Origin of the sequence: Rhizobium mesoamericanum STM3625 (genome assembly GCF_000312665.1) — a bacterium.
GTDB classification, from domain to species: domain Bacteria; phylum Pseudomonadota; class Alphaproteobacteria; order Rhizobiales; family Rhizobiaceae; genus Rhizobium; species Rhizobium mesoamericanum.
Map to the genome: position 1 here is coordinate 1,339,763 of NZ_HF536773.1, position 16,606 is coordinate 1,356,368.

12 protein-coding genes and 4 pseudogenes are annotated in these 16,606 nt (G+C 60.3%); 5 read left to right on the forward strand and 11 right to left on the reverse strand.

Features of this window, described 5'->3' with window-relative positions:
* The first annotated feature begins 9 nt into the window (after positions 1-9).
* On the forward strand, positions 10-1,677 hold the full coding sequence (locus BN77_RS26520; RefSeq protein ID WP_040678818.1) for an ABC transporter ATP-binding protein: 1,668 nt from the start codon (positions 10-12) through the stop codon (positions 1,675-1,677).
* 21 nt (positions 1,678-1,698) lie between these two features.
* Positions 1,699-3,069 carry an alpha-glucosidase/alpha-galactosidase gene (gene melA, locus BN77_RS26525; protein ID WP_007537995.1) on the forward strand — a complete coding sequence of 457 codons (1,371 nt, stop codon included), beginning with the start codon at positions 1,699-1,701 and terminating at the stop codon, positions 3,067-3,069.
* 475 nt (positions 3,070-3,544) lie between these two features.
* Here melA and BN77_RS32565 read toward each other — a convergent pair.
* From BN77_RS32565 to BN77_RS26540, 4 genes and pseudogenes are all read right to left on the reverse strand, one after another.
* A pseudogene (locus tag BN77_RS32565) lies at positions 3,545-3,694 on the reverse strand (type II toxin-antitoxin system VapC family toxin); the annotation flags it as partial.
* A 19-nt stretch (positions 3,695-3,713) separates the two neighbouring features.
* Positions 3,714-3,959, reverse strand: a pseudogene (locus tag BN77_RS35115) (type II toxin-antitoxin system Phd/YefM family antitoxin); the annotation flags it as partial.
* A 111-nt stretch (positions 3,960-4,070) separates the two neighbouring features.
* Complete coding sequence (locus BN77_RS26535; RefSeq protein WP_007538001.1) at positions 4,071-4,478, reverse strand: type II toxin-antitoxin system VapC family toxin; 408 nt, start codon at positions 4,476-4,478, stop codon at positions 4,071-4,073.
* Positions 4,478-4,732 carry a type II toxin-antitoxin system Phd/YefM family antitoxin gene (locus BN77_RS26540; protein ID WP_007538003.1) on the reverse strand — a complete coding sequence of 85 codons (255 nt, stop codon included), beginning with the start codon at positions 4,730-4,732 and terminating at the stop codon, positions 4,478-4,480. The genes BN77_RS26535 and BN77_RS26540 overlap by 1 nt, the downstream gene beginning before the upstream one ends.
* A gap of 184 nt (positions 4,733-4,916) precedes the next feature.
* On the opposite strand from BN77_RS26540, the gene BN77_RS26545 reads away from it, so the two are divergent.
* From BN77_RS26545 to BN77_RS33750, 3 genes and pseudogenes are all read left to right on the forward strand, one after another.
* Positions 4,917-5,567 carry a DUF1007 family protein gene (locus tag BN77_RS26545; protein WP_007538005.1) on the forward strand — a complete coding sequence of 217 codons (651 nt, stop codon included), beginning with the start codon at positions 4,917-4,919 and terminating at the stop codon, positions 5,565-5,567.
* A gap of 109 nt (positions 5,568-5,676) precedes the next feature.
* A complete protein-coding gene (locus tag BN77_RS26550; protein ID WP_007538007.1) occupies positions 5,677-6,681 on the forward strand; it encodes a hypothetical protein in 1,005 nt (334 codons plus the stop codon).
* Between the two features lie 108 nt (positions 6,682-6,789).
* Positions 6,790-6,915, forward strand: a pseudogene (locus tag BN77_RS33750) (IS3 family transposase); the annotation flags it as partial.
* Positions 6,916-6,936: 21 nt separating this feature from the next.
* Here the strand turns inward: BN77_RS33750 and BN77_RS26555 are convergent.
* From BN77_RS26555 to BN77_RS26585, 7 genes and pseudogenes are all read right to left on the reverse strand, one after another.
* Positions 6,937-7,825: pseudogene (locus tag BN77_RS26555) on the reverse strand (UTP--glucose-1-phosphate uridylyltransferase).
* Between the two features lie 101 nt (positions 7,826-7,926).
* Positions 7,927-9,246, reverse strand: coding sequence for a glycosyltransferase family 4 protein (locus BN77_RS26560; RefSeq protein WP_007538009.1), 1,320 nt, complete (start codon positions 9,244-9,246; stop codon positions 7,927-7,929).
* Positions 9,243-11,474, reverse strand: a complete 2,232-nt coding sequence (locus tag BN77_RS26565; protein WP_007538011.1) for a glycosyltransferase family 2 protein — start codon at positions 11,472-11,474, stop codon at positions 9,243-9,245. The genes BN77_RS26560 and BN77_RS26565 overlap by 4 nt, the downstream gene beginning before the upstream one ends.
* Before the next feature lie 15 nt (positions 11,475-11,489).
* Positions 11,490-12,221 (reverse strand): hypothetical protein, encoded by a 732-nt coding sequence (locus tag BN77_RS26570; RefSeq protein WP_007538013.1) that lies wholly within the window; start codon positions 12,219-12,221, stop codon positions 11,490-11,492.
* 8 nt (positions 12,222-12,229) lie between these two features.
* Positions 12,230-13,480 (reverse strand): glycosyltransferase family 4 protein, encoded by a 1,251-nt coding sequence (locus BN77_RS26575; RefSeq protein WP_007538015.1) that lies wholly within the window; start codon positions 13,478-13,480, stop codon positions 12,230-12,232.
* Positions 13,477-14,316, reverse strand: a complete 840-nt coding sequence (locus BN77_RS26580; protein ID WP_007538017.1) for a class I SAM-dependent methyltransferase — start codon at positions 14,314-14,316, stop codon at positions 13,477-13,479. The genes BN77_RS26575 and BN77_RS26580 overlap by 4 nt, the downstream gene beginning before the upstream one ends.
* The gene (locus tag BN77_RS26585) at positions 14,313-16,559 is read right to left on the reverse strand and encodes a glycosyltransferase family 2 protein (RefSeq protein ID WP_007538019.1); all 2,247 of its coding nucleotides are present in this window, start codon (positions 16,557-16,559) and stop codon (positions 14,313-14,315) included. The genes BN77_RS26580 and BN77_RS26585 overlap by 4 nt, the downstream gene beginning before the upstream one ends.
* Positions 16,560-16,606 lie beyond the last annotated feature (47 nt).

The window sequence follows — 16,606 nt, forward strand, 5'->3', positions numbered from 1 at the left end:
GAGATGAAGATGGCTCTCTCCCTCGTCAATTCTTTCGCGCCGCCAGTCCGTCACGACCATGAGGCGCATTCCGAAAAGCCTGTCATTGATGCCCGCAATATCGGCGTCAAATTCAAGGTCGAGCACGGTGTCGTTGATGCGGTCAAGGATATCTCCTTTCAGCTTTACCGCGGTGAAACGATAGCCATCGTCGGCGAGTCCGGTTCGGGCAAATCCGTGACCGCCCGAACCGTCATGGGGCTCCTGTCGAAGCGTGCCACAATCTCTGACAAGTCGAGCGTCCAATATGACGGCACCAACATCCTGAGATTCTCGGAGCGTCAGCGTCGCAGACTGCGGGGAGATCGGATCTCGATGATCTTCCAGGAGCCGATGAGCTCGCTGAACCCTATCTATACGATCGGCAGCCAGATCGTCGAGGCGATCCGCGTCCACCGCAAGGTCAGCCGCAAGCAAGCCGAGGCCCGTGCCTTAGAGCTCTTGAAGCATGTTCAGATTCCCGATCCGGAAGCGCGCCTTAAGCAGTATCCGCATCAGCTGTCGGGCGGACAACGCCAGCGCGTGATGATTGCGATGGCGCTCTCCAACGATCCCGATGTGCTGATCGCCGATGAACCGACGACGGCGCTCGATGTCACCGTGCAGGCCCAGATCCTCAATCTCATTCGTAACCTACAGAAGGAACGGCGGATGGCGGTGATCCTGATCACCCACGACCTCACGGTGGTCCGCAAGTTCTCCGATTATGTCTACGTCATGCAGCATGGCGAAATGCGCGAGCACAACACGACGGAACGGCTCTTTGCCAGCCCGCAGCATGCCTACACCAAGCATTTGCTCGGCTCCGAGCCGCGCGGCCAGGCCAATCCGCTGCCAGAAGGTTCCGATGTCATCCTCAGCGCCCGCGACGTGCGCGTTTCGTTCATGATGCGTCATGGCAGCTTCTTTAAACCACAACTGAAGGAACTGGTCGCCGTCGACAGCCTGAACCTGACCCTTCGTCGACATGAGACGCTCGGCCTAGTTGGCGAGTCCGGCTCCGGCAAGACCACCTTCGGACAGTCTCTGCTTCGACTGAACGATCCTGACGGCGGCGAGATGTTCTTCGACAATCTGCCGATCCACGGGAAATCCAGAGCCCAGATGCGGCCGCTTCGTTCACGCATGCAGATCGTGTTTCAAGACCCGTTCTCCTCCCTCAATCCGCGCATGACGATCGGCCAGATCATCGAGGAGGGCTTGATCGTCAATCGACTGGGCGCGACCAGGGCGGAACGGCTCGACCGTGTCCGCGAGGCGCTGATTGCCGCAGGCATGCCTGGCAATATCCTGTCACGCTTTCCGCACGAGTTTTCCGGTGGCCAGCGCCAGCGCATCGCGATCGCACGCGCCATAGCACTTGAGCCGGAATTCATCCTGCTGGATGAGCCGACCTCGGCACTAGACCTGTCGATCCAGGCGCAGATCATCGAATTGTTGCGCAAGCTCCAAAACGAACGGGGCCTCAGTTACCTCTTCATCTCGCACGATCTCAAGGTCGTGCGCGCCCTCTGCCACCGCGTGATCGTCATGCAGCACGGCAAGATAATGGAGGAGGGACCCGTCAACGAAGTTCTCACCAATCCCAAGACCGCCTACACGGAACGGCTCGTGAAAGCCGCTTTCGAGGTAGCCTGATTGCGTATGCCGGAGGTTATAATGGCAAGAAATCCCAAGATCACGTTTATCGGAGCGGGCTCCACCGTCTTCATGAAGAATATCGTCGGCGACGTTCTGCAGCGCCCAGCGCTGTCGGGCGCGACCATCGCATTGATGGATATCAATTCGCAGCGGCTCGAAGAAAGCGCAATCGTCGTAAACAAGCTGATCTCGACGCTTGGGGTCAAGGCCAAGGCAGAGACCTATTCCGACCAGCGCAAGGCGTTGACAGGTGCTGATTTCGTCGTCGTCGCCTTCCAGATCGGTGGCTATGAGCCGTGCACGGTCACCGACTTCGAGATACCGAAAAAATACGGGCTGCGCCAGACGATCGCCGATACGCTGGGCGTCGGAGGCATCATGCGGGGTCTTCGCACCGTGCCGCATCTCTGGAAGATCTGCGAGGACATGCTCGCCGTCTGCCCCGAAGCAATCATGCTGCAATACGTCAACCCGATGGCGATCAACACCTGGGCGATCGCGGAAAAATACCCAATGATCAAACAGGTCGGCCTCTGCCATTCCGTGCAGGGTACAGCGATGGAGCTGGCGCACGATCTCGACATCCCGTACGAGGAGATCCGCTACCGCTCGGCCGGTATCAACCACATGGCCTTCTACCTAAAATTTGAGCATCGTCAGCCCGACGGTTCCTACAAGAACCTCTATCCGGATCTGGTGCGCGCTTACCGGGAAGGTCGTGCGCCGAAACCCGGCTGGAACCCACGCTGCCCGAACAAGGTTCGTTACGAGATGCTGACGCGGCTTGGCTACTTCGTCACCGAGAGCTCCGAGCATTTTGCCGAATACACACCATACTTCATCAAGGAGGGCCGCGAGGATCTGGTCGAGAAGTTCGGCATCCCGCTCGACGAATACCCGAAGCGCTGTATCGAGCAGATCGAGCGATGGAAGGGGCAGGCGGAAGCCTATCGCTCGGCCGACAAGATTGAGGTCAAGCAGTCGAAGGAATATGCGTCCTCGATCATCAACTCCGTGTGGACCGGTGAACCCTCGGTGATCTACGGCAACGTCCGCAACAATGGCTGCATCACCTCGCTGCCCGCCAACTGCGCCGCCGAAGTGCCATGTCTCGTTGACGCTTCGGGCATCCAGCCGACCTTCATCGGGGACCTGCCGCCGCAGTTGACGGCGCTGATCCGTACCAACATCAACGTGCAGGAACTGACGGTCCAGGCGCTCATGACGGAAAATCGGGAGCACATCTATCACGCCGCGATGATGGACCCGCACACGGCTGCAGAACTCGATCTGGACCAGATCTGGTCCATGGTGGACGACCTGCTCGCCGCCCACGGCGACTGGCTTCCTGCATGGGCGCGCGCCGGTCGCAAGGTTCAGGCTGCCTGACCATCTCTCTCCCGGTCACGGCCACAAGAGGTCCCGCGGTTAGCCGCGGGACTTTTTTGTGTCGTTCCAGCAGACACAGCGTTTTCCTGTCTGGGCTTTCGCTGACAGCATAGTGGCCTGGCGCCGGTCGACTGTCATCGTAGCGTTATATATTTCTGCGATCGCGCCCCTAGGAAGAGGGGCGTCTAGCCCCCAGCACCATAGAGAGGCGCCATCTCTTGATTTCGCCGCCCAAATCTGTTCCACCAAATCCGCATGCGCTGCAGCGATGAAAGGCCTTCATGGCTAGCTCGAGGCGGTTCAGCAGTTCTGTAACCCGCGTCGTAAAGGAGATGATGAGAAGACAGGGCGTCGATCCTAGTCGATGGATCACTTCCAAATTATCATCCGAACAAATGCATACGGCAGCTCGAGGCTTTGGCAAGCGCCGTTGTTGCTATTTAGGCCCTGGCAAGTTCAGGACATAACGCGTGTGCCGCATCTTGTCGTCCAGTTCATAGAACGAGACGGCGCTGACGAGAGTTGTCTTGGCCTTGTCCTCGATCAGCGATCGCGCCGTCAAGGAAAGCCGGTCGCTGCCGATCGTCCAGCAGTAAACCGCGTGACCATCGAGAAGCAGCTTCATGCCTTGCGCTTGGGACTGGCGGCCCACCCTGCCAGACGCCGACGTCCTCGTTCCAGTCGCCAGCGTCGATTGCTGCCTGTTCGGCATCGCTTTCGTCGAACAGGTCATCCGATCGGCCCCGCTGGCGCAACAGCCCGAACGGGCGTTTGCCCCCGTCAGCCGGCCCAATGCGAGCGTAGATCTCGTTCCCGCCCATGATGACGATTTCCTCGCCCTGATTGGCGCGTTCGAGCACTTCGGCAAGATTTTTCCGTGCCTCCCTGATCTTGGCTTCCGGAACAAGGGAGGGGAGTGGGGGCCACCAGGGTTCGTGTCGACCGTTACACCACAGTGGGAGAGATCGATTTTTGCGGTTCCGAGTCCGTCGCTGAGCCGCTCACGCCGGTGTCTCCCAGGGATTGATCACAGATGCGCCCGTGTCTTCAAAATCCTTGACGTTGCGCGTAACGAGGATCAGGTCATGGACGATTGCGGTCGCGGCGATCAATCCGTCAATATCGCCACGCGGCCGGATGGCGGCGATGCGGCCCCATTCGACGGCGATCTGGTCGGTCACCGGCAGGATGCGATCGCCATGGTCGTGGCGCAGCTTGCGCAGCCATTCGGTGAGGTGACCGGCGGCCTTCGGATCCGACTTCTGTTTCAGCGCAATGCCGCGCATGATTTCGCCGAGGGTCAGCGCGCTCAGATTGATGCTGAGTGGATCGACCGAGCGCAGCCAGGCAACCGCCTGCGGCGTGCCGCGTCGCGCCTCCGATACGATGTTGGTGTCAACCAGATACATCAGAAGGCCACATCGCGGCTTGGCGTCTTGGCGCGCGCCTCGACCGCATCGGCGAGCTCAGCGTCCCAATCGGGACCACCGAGCAGATCGTCGACCAGCGTCGGTCGGCCGGCGCGAAGAGCGTCATAGTCGTGGGCGGACAGCACCACTGCCGTGCGCTCGCCACGAAGCGTGACGATCTGCGGCCCCTCGTGTCGCGCCTTCTGCACGACTTTCGAGAAGTGGTTCTTGGCGTCCTGCAGCTGCCATTCCATTTTTTGCTCCATACTAGCTAGACTGTCTAGCCATATACACCTGCTTTCCGGCGGGTGAAAGCGCAAATTGCCACCGATCGAGGTGTATTTCGGCTTGATCCGGTTGACCGGGGCGTAACCATTCAGCGCGCCGCTCGAACCCCGTGGGCGCGGAACTTAATCCGACGCATTTCCGACGTGTTGCATGACATGCCGAAAGTCTCTACATCGCGACATCGCATCATTCGTGTTGAGCTTCGCCGGCCTGTGGATCGCCGGGTTTCCGGCCGTGGCCTCGGCACATCCCCATATATTCGTGGATGCGAAATTCGAAGCAGTCGCGGCTGCCGACGGAAGTCTCAGCGAGCTACGTAACACCTGGCGATTCGATGAGGTGTTTTCGTCGTCCGTGCTTCTCGATTTCGACAAGAACAACAATTCGACCCTTGACCCACCAGAGCTCGCCGCGGTCGCCAAGTACAACTACTATACGAGCGCGACGATCTACGGAAAGGCGGTGCCGCTTACGAAGCCGGATGTCATTCACACGACCTACGAGGGCGGATCTCTTATCCTGTCTTTCTCGCAAAGGCCAACCGAGAAGACCCCGCTCAGAGGGCTCATTGTGTTCGGCGTCTACGACCCGACCCTCTACACCGCGCTTGATTTTGCAAACGACACCGATCTAAAAACGTCGGGAGACGGATTCCGCCGCTGCAAAAGCATGGTCATAAGGCCGGAATCGAAAGAGATCCGCGCCGAAAATCAGGCGACACTCACCTCTCTGTTCTTCAACGACCCCATGGGCACGGGCTATTCCCAGCTGGTCGCGACTAGATTGGAAGTCCAATGTTAAGGCTTTTCTAACGCTATTGTCTGAGCGTGCAACTGCCCCCCTTTGGTCGCTGCATTCCATGCGGTGAGGCGGGATGCATGAGCGTCAAATGGGACGAGGAGAACTTTCCGTGTGTACCGCATTCAAGCGTTCCAAATTCGTCGGCCTCTTCATCGTCCTTGTCCTGGCATCGATGTCTGCGCGGGCATTCGCTTCGGAACAGCCGGCACGCATTCCTGACTGGCTGAAGGCCCATGTCGGCGAGGGTAACGGTCAGATTGCCGCAGCCGTCCTTCTAAGAGCCCGTGCGCTCTACCTGGAGAAAGTGGCCGAGGGCAACGTGACGAACCCCTGCTACTTTGCGATGGATGCCACCCGTCCGAACAAACTTAGCAATGGAAATACCGGAGCACGGTTCTACATGATCTGCGAGGCGGAGCAGTCGTTCCACGCGATCTCTGCCGGGCATGGCAGCGGCCGCAATCTCGGGGGTGCCGCAAATTTTTCTAATGGTCAGCAGTGCGCGAAGAATTTCGGCAATGCGCTTGACTCCAATCTGACGGCCGGCGGGGCGTATCTGACCAGCGAGATCAAGACATCCTTCAAGGGCTACTATCGCGCCTCCCCGAGCCAGCAGGCTATTTTGACGCGATCCTTCGTCCAGTTCGACGGTTTCGGAGAGACGGCGAACGCCAGGCAGCGCAAAATCGGAGGGCATGCAGCAGCGAAGGTCTCGGACATATGTCTCCAAAAGAAGCCAGAAAGCCCCTACGCCGACAATGATGGCTATGTGCCTTTCGGAAAACTCGTGACCTATGCCGGCGGCCGCAGCGACGGCTGCACCAGTTGGTCGCCGTCCGATGCCCCGCTGGTCCTTTCGATGGTGAAGGTCAATCCGACAACACTTTATATCTATCCCGAGTCACGCGACATCAACGCTGTCTCACAAGCGGTCGCCTCCGGTCGGTCGCTGGCGCGCAGCGGACTGTATTGGAACGCGTCTTGCCTAAAGGAGATCGGCGCTCCCAAATTCTGGCCGAAGGAAAAACTGGAGCCGATCATCGCTCAGTTCAAGAAGGATCATCCCGCACCGCCGCCTCGACCATTGCCAATCTGCAGCAATCAGTCCAACTGAACCGGGGCGTGAACCGGCGTGAAGGCTATCTCAGCCTTTTCCCGTCAGCCAGATGGACGCGCGATACCGACCTCTGCCGGCCCTTGCAGCCCGTCGAAGTCAGCGCCACTGTCCGAGGCCAAGCGGCTGAAGACACTGGAGGACGAGAATACGAAGCTAAAACGGCTCCTAGCGGATGCCATTCTCGATAATGCCGCTTCGAAGGACCTTTTAGGAAAAGAAGTTGTGATGCCGCTTTTGCTTCAGATGTATTGCTCAGGCGACCGCACTGCGCGCCGCGGCAAGGGTTTCGATCTCCAGGTTGACGTGGGCGCCAAGGTCGGCGCGGGCAAGTGCCATGTGGAGATTGGCACTCACGAAGCCTGCGGGCGCGCCGCAGTCAAACGTGCGGCCGCGGAACTCGAACGGTCTGATCATCTGCTTGCTCATCAGCGCGATCATCGCGTCTGTAAGCTGAATCTCTCCGCCGGCACCGGGAGACTGGTTTTCCAGCAGATCGAATATCTCAGGCTGAAGGATGTAACGCCCGGAGATGAAAAGGTTGCTCGGCGCCTCGCCCGGCGCCGGTTTTTTCCACGAGACCTTCCACAAGCGGATCGCCACCCGTCGACTGCAGAGACACGATGCCGAATTTGTGGGTCTCCTCCGGCGCGCACCTTTCCACGGCGACAACATTCCCCCCGTGGCGGGCATGGAGATCCATCATCGACTTGAGGCACGGTTCGTCTGCGACCATCAACATGTCGGGAAGTAGGACGGCAAATGGCTCGTCACCGACAATCTGTCGCGCCGTCCATACCGCATGCCCGAGGCCACGCGCTTGCTGCTGGCGAACGAAGGAAATGCTTCCAGCGGCAGGCGTGTACTGGGCCATCCGATCGGCCAGGCCATGTTTGCCAGCGTTGCGCAAGCTCACGTCGACTTCGAACGCGTGGTCAAAATAGTCTTCGATCGCTCCCTTCATACGTCCGGTGACGATGGCCACATGCTCTATCCCGGACGCAAACGCCTCCGCGACGATGTAGTCGAGGATTGGCCGATCGACAATGGGGAGCAGCTCCTTGGGAACGCTCTTGGTTGCCGGCAGCATCCTTGTTCCGAAACCGGCGGCAGGGATGATGGCCTTGCGGACTTTCTGGTGCATGGAGGGGCTCCGATTCGTATGGCCTTGAGAACTTTTCTCAAGCGGTTGGTTGATTGTTCATTCTTCGTTGAAGACGTTACGTTTTGTTCGTGACGTGCGTGTCAAAGGGAATGCGAGAGGAGCGCCGGGCTCGAGGCCATCGCTGCATCGAGTTTCCGCCGCAGCAGCGCGTGATAGAGTTTGACGTGTTCGCGCGCGCAGGCGATGTGGTCTGCGGGTTGTCGCATGGAAAGGCGCAGCCGATCCCAGATTTGGGTATCGCCCAACACCTCGACGATACGGTCCGCGAGATCCTGGCTGCTGCCTGTACGGAAGTGCAGGCCGTCCTTACAGTCCCGCACCTTCTCCGCCATCCCCCCGATGTCGGAGCAGATCATCGGCCTGCGATGGAGCAAGGCCTCCTGGATCACGACCGGCGAGTTTTCCCACCAGACGGACGGAAGAACCACCCAGTCGATCGAACGCATCAGGCGCGGCACGTCCGCGTTCTGATAGGCACCGTAGAAGCGGACGCGGTAGCCGGCATCTGCGATGAGCTTTTTCATCCGTTCCTGGAATTCGATCGGCTGTCGCTCGAGGTTGCCGCCGAAGATCATCAGGCACGAGTCTTCGCCCCATATCTCCTTCGGGATCCGCAAAACAGCCTCGATCAGCACGTCGACCCCCTTGAACGGCGTCATCTGTCCAAAATAGGCAAAGCGGTTGCGGCGCGGATTGGAACCTTGCAACTCTCGCGCGGGCGCAGGTGCTTCCACGACGATTCCGTTTTCGATCACGCAGAGCTTGTCCTTATCGATGCCCCATGTGACGTAGCGCTCCGCCAGAAACCGGCTGGGGGAGACAAACGCGTCGGCAAGGCCAACCATCCCGCGCACAAACAATTCCCGCTTCAAGAAGCGTGAGACGGGGATCTCGGGATAGCAGCCGTGACAGGCGATGGGGGATGCTGCTTCGCAGAGCTGACCTGAAGGCCGCTTTACCATCTGCCCGTGATTATGGCAGATCGACAGGTACTCGTGAAACGTGACGAGTATGGCCGCATGCGGAAATGCTTCTCTAAGGGCGTAAAGCGCTTCAAGGCCAAGGCCGAGAACATGATGGAAATGCACGACATGGGGTCTGAGATCGCGCGCGAAACGCAGAAGGTCCCGGCTAAGCGCCTGCGTATCGCCGTTGGACAAAAAGAAGTGGTCGTAGTCGTCAGTGTGAAACAGTAACTCGTCGTCGGCAAGGCGAAGGCTCATCAGTGCTGAAGCGGCATGTCGCGGCACTGGATGGCCGACCCGGGCCAGGTAAGCGGATTCCACGTTGGGCAATGCCTTCAGGCCGCAATGCAGATTGTGAGACGCAATTTCCGCCCCACCGAGCGACACGGCAGGGTGCGCATGCGATACGACGAGGACACGAAGCTGCTCGTTCATGCCGGCCTCCTTTCCAGGTGCTTTTCAACAGCGAGGACAGGTGCCCATTGGCTCTTGAATATTTTCCGATCGATCTCTTCCACCAGCGCCGCCAGTGCCGGGCTATCCCCGTTTCGTGCGTCGTCGCAACCCCACATCTGGACCGATGGAAGCAGATAGGAGTCCATACCGGAACGGCTGAGACGCAGGCCGAGATCCAGACCTTTTTCCTGGGCGCCAAGATAGCCACCTGAAAAGCCGCCTGCGCGTGACAGGGCATCGCGGGGCATGATGCAGCATTCGAGCGAGCCCGCTGCAATCTGGGTCAGCTTCATGTCGCTAACCGCTTTGAGCGGATAGCCGGCATACCGGCCCACGACGGGTTGGTGGGAGTCGTCGTCATCGATCCAGCTTCCTGCCCAGCGAACGGAATCGTCCTCGTAAACCAGGACGGGCGAGACGATGCTTCCTCTCAGGGTTGCAGTTGTCCCCACGAGTTTGCCGTACCAACCTGCCCCCCGCGGGATCAGGGAAGCCGAGAGCGAGACGACCGTTTCACAAGAGAGCGCTTGCGTGCCCGCTTCAAGCATGTCGTAGAAGTCGCCTGTTCCCTTCACCGATACCAGCCGCGCTGAAAGCCGATAGAACCGCGCGAGTTCGCGAAGCCGAGCGGTCTGCCGGCGAAAGCGGTCCGCAGGCATGGCGATCGCGATCGGCACGCTCCGGGTCTGCGGGTCCAGCGCGAGCAAGGCCAGCAGCGGGGCAATGTCTTCCTCGCTCTGCCCGACAGCGATGACAATAGGCGGGCTGTTTTCCTGATCGAAGGAACCGACATCCAGGATTGTGTCAATGGCCGGCGCTGATCTTCCGGATTCTCTAAGGAACGGGACAATTTGTCTATCGACGATCGCTGGCAGCGCACAATTCGAGGGATCGATGGAGCCGATCTGCCGCAATGCCGCCAAGCGCCCCGAGGCCCGCGTCGGTTTCACCGGCAAAAAAGCTCGGCGCGAATCGCGAAGCGTCAGCTCGAAGTAGAGGGGCGCACCAGGATCTTCATTCGGCAATTGAGCTTGGGCGATGAAACCATAGGAGAGATCTTCGCCTTGAAGGCTCGCAGCGAATTGCTGCTGGTCATCGAAACTGTCGGTGACATCGGGACGATCGAGGCGCGTCCAGTGTTCATCGAGGCGAACCGCGGCATCACCTCGACGCAGTCGTACCATTGCGACATGGCTGTCAGGGTCATAAAGCCAGCCGGATACAAGGAAATTTCCTCGATCCGCCTCAAACGTGTTGTCTATTCCCATCCTCACGGGATACGGCAGGCCGGAGACGGTTTCCTTGCCCTCAAAGCTGTTTGCAGCCGCTCGCAAGGACAAGAGTACGTCCGGCGCCCCATGTGTGCGCAACAGGATCGACCGGATGTGTTCGGGCGTTTCCAACGGGCCGGCAATACGCTTTCGGGGGTGGATCCCAACATACCTCCAACCGGCGCGCCCCTGAACAACGAGACCCTCGATCGCGCGTGCGCGGGGCGCGGCTTTGAGAAGGCCAACAAAACCAGAGGCGCCATCGGGAGCGTCCGGGCGGGGAAAGACGGCGATGCCACACTCCTCGAGCACCGGGATGGCGTTGCCGACAACGCTCACCCGGCAAGGTCCTGGCGCCATGCTGTGGCTCCAACCCTGTAGGAACGTCGCACCGTCATGGCTTTCACCAATCAGCTCCACGAAGCCATCGTTTGCGTGAGCTGCCTCCAAAAGGGCGGTGATGGCCCGAATTCTGCGGCGGTCGACATCGCCGACCATCAGAACGTCCACGAGACGATCGATGATGGTGGCAGATTGAGATCCCGCGGACTCCACCATGAGCGCGGCAGCTTCCTCCGCGGAGGCGAGCCGGGGCGCAAAGATGTAGTGTGAGCCCGTCTCCCCCTCTCCGAACCGTATCGAGGTAATCGCGAGGTCGATGCCCCCCGTAGGCACGAGCGCTGCGAAGCCGTGTTTGGCCCGAGAGGAGGGTGCGCTCAGTCGCCATTCACAGACAAACGAGCTTCGCGTGCCCACCTGGTCCCCATCGAAACCTACAAGCACTCCGCCAGCCGTGACACGGCCGAGACCGAGGACAAGTAGGTTTTCCCCGTCTATACGACAGCCGATGACCCTGCCGGAGCGAATTGCCCTGCTAGCCCCGTGCTTGCCTGCCGTTGGGCCTGTATTTGCCGAGGATTGCTCTGTAGCCAGCACGCCTTACCCCCTGTGTTAGATCCTGGCAATCAGTGCAAGCCCGGCGCCCGCGGCAAATCCCACGAGGACGAACAGCAGCAACAGCGAGGGCTTCAACTCGCCGTTCGCACGCTTGCGCAATATATCGAGGTTCTTCTCCATTCCTGCCACCACCCCGTCCAGCCGCATAAGATGGACATCGAGATCATTGAGCCGCTGGCTGATATCCACTCTGAGGCTTTCGACGGTGTCGCTGACCTCCCTCAGGTTGAGGTTCGCGATCTTGTCGGCATCGATGTCTGGTGTGCGCTGCAGTGAGCGCTGTGAGACCTGCAGCTGCCGCTGCGCCGCCATCAGTACATCGAGCTTGTCGAGCACTTTCGTCAGCGGCGCGGCAATCAGAGCTTCTGCCGCTTGCTCGTCTGGCTGGGGAACGCGCAAGGCCTGTTCAGAACCGCTTCCATTTCGCGCCATGACGACGATATCGTTCGCACGCGACTGGACAGGATCAGGCAGTGCGATCTCGAATGCGTGTTTGCCGTCGCCAATACCATTGCGCTTCAGGTCGGGACGATTGCGATCAGCGACCGCCTCGGCAATCACCTTGCCATCGAGCAGGACACGGATGGTCACCCGTTGGTCCGGCGCCATCGGATCGAATGCCCAACCGAAGATCCGACCCATGTCAATAGCATCCACCCGGCCGTTCATCGGCTTGGCGTTATCCTGCTCGGATGCGGCATCCGGTCGTTGGGCGGGATTGGTCATGGGGTCTCCTATGCCTGAACCTGTACCGTCTCCATCCGCTTAAGGTAGCGGCGGGCGGTCGTGTCGATGTCGTCGGGCCTGCGAGCGTTTTCAGAGTACTGACGCAGCAGGTTCGGCTGTTCCAATATTCTCCGCATCACCGCGGCGAGCGCTCGGGAATCGTTGGGTGGAACAGTCAGGCCGTTGACGCCATGCTCGATCATTTCAGCCATTCCCCCGATGTTGCTGGCTATCACCGGGCGGCCCTGAGCCTGGGCTTCCTGAATGACGAGCGGCGCGTTCTCCCACCAGACGGAAGGAACGATGGTGCAGTCGACCGCAGCCACGAGATCGCCGATATCCTCGCGCCGGTAGGGTCCTCGGGACTGAACGGACTCAGCGGTTTCGGAAAAACGCCGATTGATTTCGTCTAGGAAGGCCTCTTTCTGGAAGGGCGCGCCGCCATGGACGCGGAGTTCGAAATCAAGGCCATCCGCGAGAAGCTGGCGCGCAGCGTCGAGCAATACGGTGACCCCCTTCCAGGGATTGAGATTTCCGAAATATCCAAAGACCGGCCTCCCGTCCTGGAGCAGCTCTCTGCGCGCACCGGCATTTCGGTGGGGGATGCCGTTGGGAATGACGCTGATCCTGTCCTCGTCCAGTCCCCACCGCACAAAACGGTCCCGTAAGAAGGCACTTGGCGAGACGAAGTGGTCAACCGTGCTCAACAGGGCCTTCAGGTGGCGTTCGCGCAGGGCGAAGCGGTCGAGCGGGATGTCCTTGAAACAGGCATGGCAGCGATCAGGGCTGGCCTGGTGGCAAAGCTCCTTGCTGCCGGTGCGCACCATCAGGCCGTCATGATGGCAGATCGGGTAGTAGTCATGCAGCGTCATGACGATCCGGCAGTCGGGCAAGGTGCGGCGGACGATGTGAGGGAACTCGGCGCCGAGCAGCAGCAGGTGATGGAGGTGAACCACGTCCGGCCGGAACTCGCGCAGCAGTTCCGCTATATCAGGCACGACACCATAGAGATCGATCTGGCTCATGAAGAAGCGATCGAAGTGACCTGACCACAGCAGGATCTCATCTCCCGCCGAACCGATGCTCTGAAAGCTGGTGCCCGGTCTGGCCTCGCGATGGATCTGGTTCGTGGCCCCGAGAAACAGGGCTTCGTGACCCTCGCGCTGATAGGCACGGAACAAGTCGTGAGCGAATATCTCCGTTCCGCCCGGGTGAAGGGAGGGATGGTTGTGGGCGGCCACCAGAATACGCTTGCTCATCGGCCATTTCCCCGGCGCTTCGCCACAATAAAGTCCTGATGGTGACCCGCGCCGGTGCCGCGCCAGTGGCCGAGTGATTTCAGGGCGAGCGAGAGCCCGGCCCGCTCGAGCGCCTTGTACAGAAAGCCGTCCTCGAACCCGACGGCCGCAAGCGGCGGCTGGTTGGGCACGAACCAGCATGGGCTTTCGCCATAGCGGCGGAAGGCGAGGCGCGGATCGCGTCGTCCATGTTCGTTTGCTGCCGCGATCTGGTCCACGACGAAGGCGGTCATGAACAGGCGCCCGCCGGGCGCCAGGACCCTGCGGACCTCGGCGAGGTAGACAAGAACTTCCGCGGGCGGCAGATGCGTGACCACGGACGTCATGATGACAAAGTCGAAATGACGATCCGGAAAGGGAAGCCTCAAGGTCTTCCCGCTGATCTTGCCGTTCGGATTGTATAGTTCGTGCGCGATGTCCAGTCGCTGGAAGGAGAATTTGGGGTAGGCGGGCGTAATCGTCCGCTGGCACCAGCCGATACCGCCTTCGACCGGGTCGATACCATCGTAGCGGCTCGTTTGCGGATCGAGATATTGGGTGAGCGGCACGGCCATCCGGCCGATGCCGCATCCAATGTCGAGCACGCGGCTGTCTTCGCGCAGGCCGCCGAGGCGAATGAAGTAACCCAGAAACTCCGCCCCTATCGCGCGAAAATCACCGTCTCCCACGAAGGCGTCGGTGGAGTCCGGTTGCGGGAGAAAGCGATTGCCCCGAACGGATTCGATTAGCCAGCGAACACGATCTTCATCGATCAGCCGTGCCGGTGCGGGGGGCTGCAGGAGTGCGACTTGCGTCACGCTGCGTTCCTTTCCCGGATTTTCACTCCGGCGGCGGGTCGATCCGGGACTTTGCCGAATTGGTTCGCCATCAGTTCGGTGATGTCGTCTTCCCAGCGCTGCGTGTGCAGCCACGAATTGTATTGGCTTGCGACGCCGCGCATGTAATCCTGACTGCGGCGGATCGAGCGGCGCTCGAAATGATAGAGGCAGGCCGCGGGCTCGTAGGCGATCTGGAGCCCGAGGCGCCGGATCTTGAGGCAGAGGTCGCTGTCCTCGTAGTCGCCGATCACGTAATCCTCCGTGTATCCGCCGACCCGCTCGTAAGTCTCCCTGCGGGTCACGAGGCAAGCGCCGGTGACGCCCGGAACCTCGCGGGGATGTTGCGCAGGCGCATAGTCGCCAGGCATGCCCTTGTGGAAATGGTGGTTCAGCCAGATCCCGCGCTCGTTTCGGCCGAAATAAAGGCCTGCATGCTGCAAAGATCCGTCCTCGAAGATCAGTTTCGGACCCACGGCACCCAGCTTGCCGCTTTCCAGCAGCCCCCGCGACAGCACCTGAAGCCAGCCGGGCGCGCTCGACACGACGTCCGAGTTGAGCATGACAAGTATGTCGCCGCGTGCAAACCGTGCGCCGGCATTGCAGGCACGCGCATAACCGCCGTTACGATTCATGATCACCAGCTTCATCGGCAGCCCGTGCAGAAGGTGCAGGCCGCCGAGCAGGTGCTCCGTCTCATCCTGGATTTCGGGCGAGTCGAGAACATAGATGACCTCGGCATTCGCCGCGAGCCATGGATCCGTAGCCATCCCAGACATCTGGAAGCGCAGGAAATCGAGGACCTTGTAGAGGGGCACGACGATGGAAACGAGGGGTGCGCTCTTGGGCAGGCTGTAGTCCCTGGTGCTGGCGACCTCTATGGTCCTGCCCAGCCGTTGTTCTATCTCCTGCAAGGCTGGGGCGAGAATCGTGCGGAATGCACCATCGACCGCATGCTGCGGCGGCACGGCGCGCAAAACATGGTTTCGTTGTGCGGCGGGCTCGAAAGGTTGTGGGTTGGGTATCAGCGGTTTGACCGCTCCCGAGGCAAGGCGCATCTGAAATCGCGGCTGCAGGAGGGGCCCGGGGGATTCGGCCAGTGGGACCCAGGCCACGAAACCGGTCACATCCGTCTTGCCCTTGTCATCCTTGCCTTGCGCCCATGCCGGAAATTCGTAGCTGTTGGCGTCGAGCGGCACGGCTATGCCGTCCTCCTTGACGTAGTCAATACCGGCAAACGCGGACGACGGCGCATGAAACCAGCCACCCGCCAGCAGACCGCCATCGAGCGCCAGAGCGAGATCGACCTCTCCGGACGGATGCATTGACGACTTGGTAATCCGGCTTGTCGCCAGTGGTGCACGAACTTGAAGATCGATCGCCGTGGCGGCACCGCTTTCCGGCAACGCGGCGAGCCGACGGACAATCAATTCGCGCAGCTCTACGGCTTCACGGTTTTTGTTCCACCAAGCCGGAAGGCTTTGATAACGAGGCTTGCCGTCGGCAAGCTGGCGGATGGCGATGCCATTCTTGCTCAGCAGGACGATGAGAGACACAGGGAAAGCCGCGTCTGCGATGAAATGGCACGATTGCAAGCCGTGTTTCGCGTTGCGTCCGAGGACAGGCCTTATGGCCATGCGTGTGATCGAGGCTGCGCCGATCGCATAGATCGCTGTGATCTCGCCCAGATCCGGGCTGACAGCCGTTTCGATCAGATGGCGTCCTTGCGCAACCTGGCAGACGATGCTGGCTGCCTGCGGCTCCGGCACGAGCGCGTGAAGGGCGTCTTCGACCACCATGTTGAAAAGATGATCGCCGGCGATGCGGAAGGCGCTTCGCCACACAGTCAGCAGGTTGCTGACGAACTTGATGCGGGCATCTGGCGCGAGATCCGCGAACAGGGCCTCCACATCGAGAGGCACGAGCCTGCGCGCCGGCTGCATCACGGTGCTTTCGGCGGTGCTGCCGTCTTCCGTGCAAATGCCCACATTAACCGGCTGGTTGCCCGGTCTCAACGCCCAGAACATCCGTTGTCTTCCATTGCCAAGCGGAAGCATCATGCTGACGAGCGGTATCGGCGACTGGTCCATGGACAACAGACACCTTGTGGCCGCGGGAAGGGCTGGGGGAAGGTCCCAGATTAGGACGGCCAGCTCTGCGCCGAGCCGAAAGATTTTTGCGCTCCTGAAAACGCCAGTGGCGTCTATCGCTTCGTCGAACGTCACAGGCTATCCCTCTGATCGGAATAGCGCGCCCCACGGGAGGAGGCAGG

What these genes read in the sequence shown, in the direction of transcription:
- BN77_RS26520 (WP_040678818.1), top strand. Translation starts at nt 10, where the DNA reads ATGGCTCTCTCCCTCGTCAATTCTTTCGCGCCGCCAGTCCGTCACGAC.
- BN77_RS26535 (WP_007538001.1), bottom strand. Translation starts at nt 4,478, where the DNA reads ATGTATCTGGTTGACACCAACATCGTATCGGAGGCGCGACGCGGCACG.
- BN77_RS26575 (WP_007538015.1), bottom strand. Translation starts at nt 13,480, where the DNA reads ATGAGCAAGCGTATTCTGGTGGCCGCCCACAACCATCCCTCCCTTCAC.
- BN77_RS26570 (WP_007538013.1), bottom strand. Translation starts at nt 12,221, where the DNA reads ATGACCAATCCCGCCCAACGACCGGATGCCGCATCCGAGCAGGATAAC.
- melA (WP_007537995.1), top strand. Translation starts at nt 1,699, where the DNA reads ATGGCAAGAAATCCCAAGATCACGTTTATCGGAGCGGGCTCCACCGTC.
- BN77_RS26560 (WP_007538009.1), bottom strand. Translation starts at nt 9,246, where the DNA reads ATGAACGAGCAGCTTCGTGTCCTCGTCGTATCGCATGCGCACCCTGCC.
- BN77_RS26545 (WP_007538005.1), top strand. Translation starts at nt 4,917, where the DNA reads ATGACATGCCGAAAGTCTCTACATCGCGACATCGCATCATTCGTGTTG.
- BN77_RS26540 (WP_007538003.1), bottom strand. Translation starts at nt 4,732, where the DNA reads ATGGAATGGCAGCTGCAGGACGCCAAGAACCACTTCTCGAAAGTCGTG.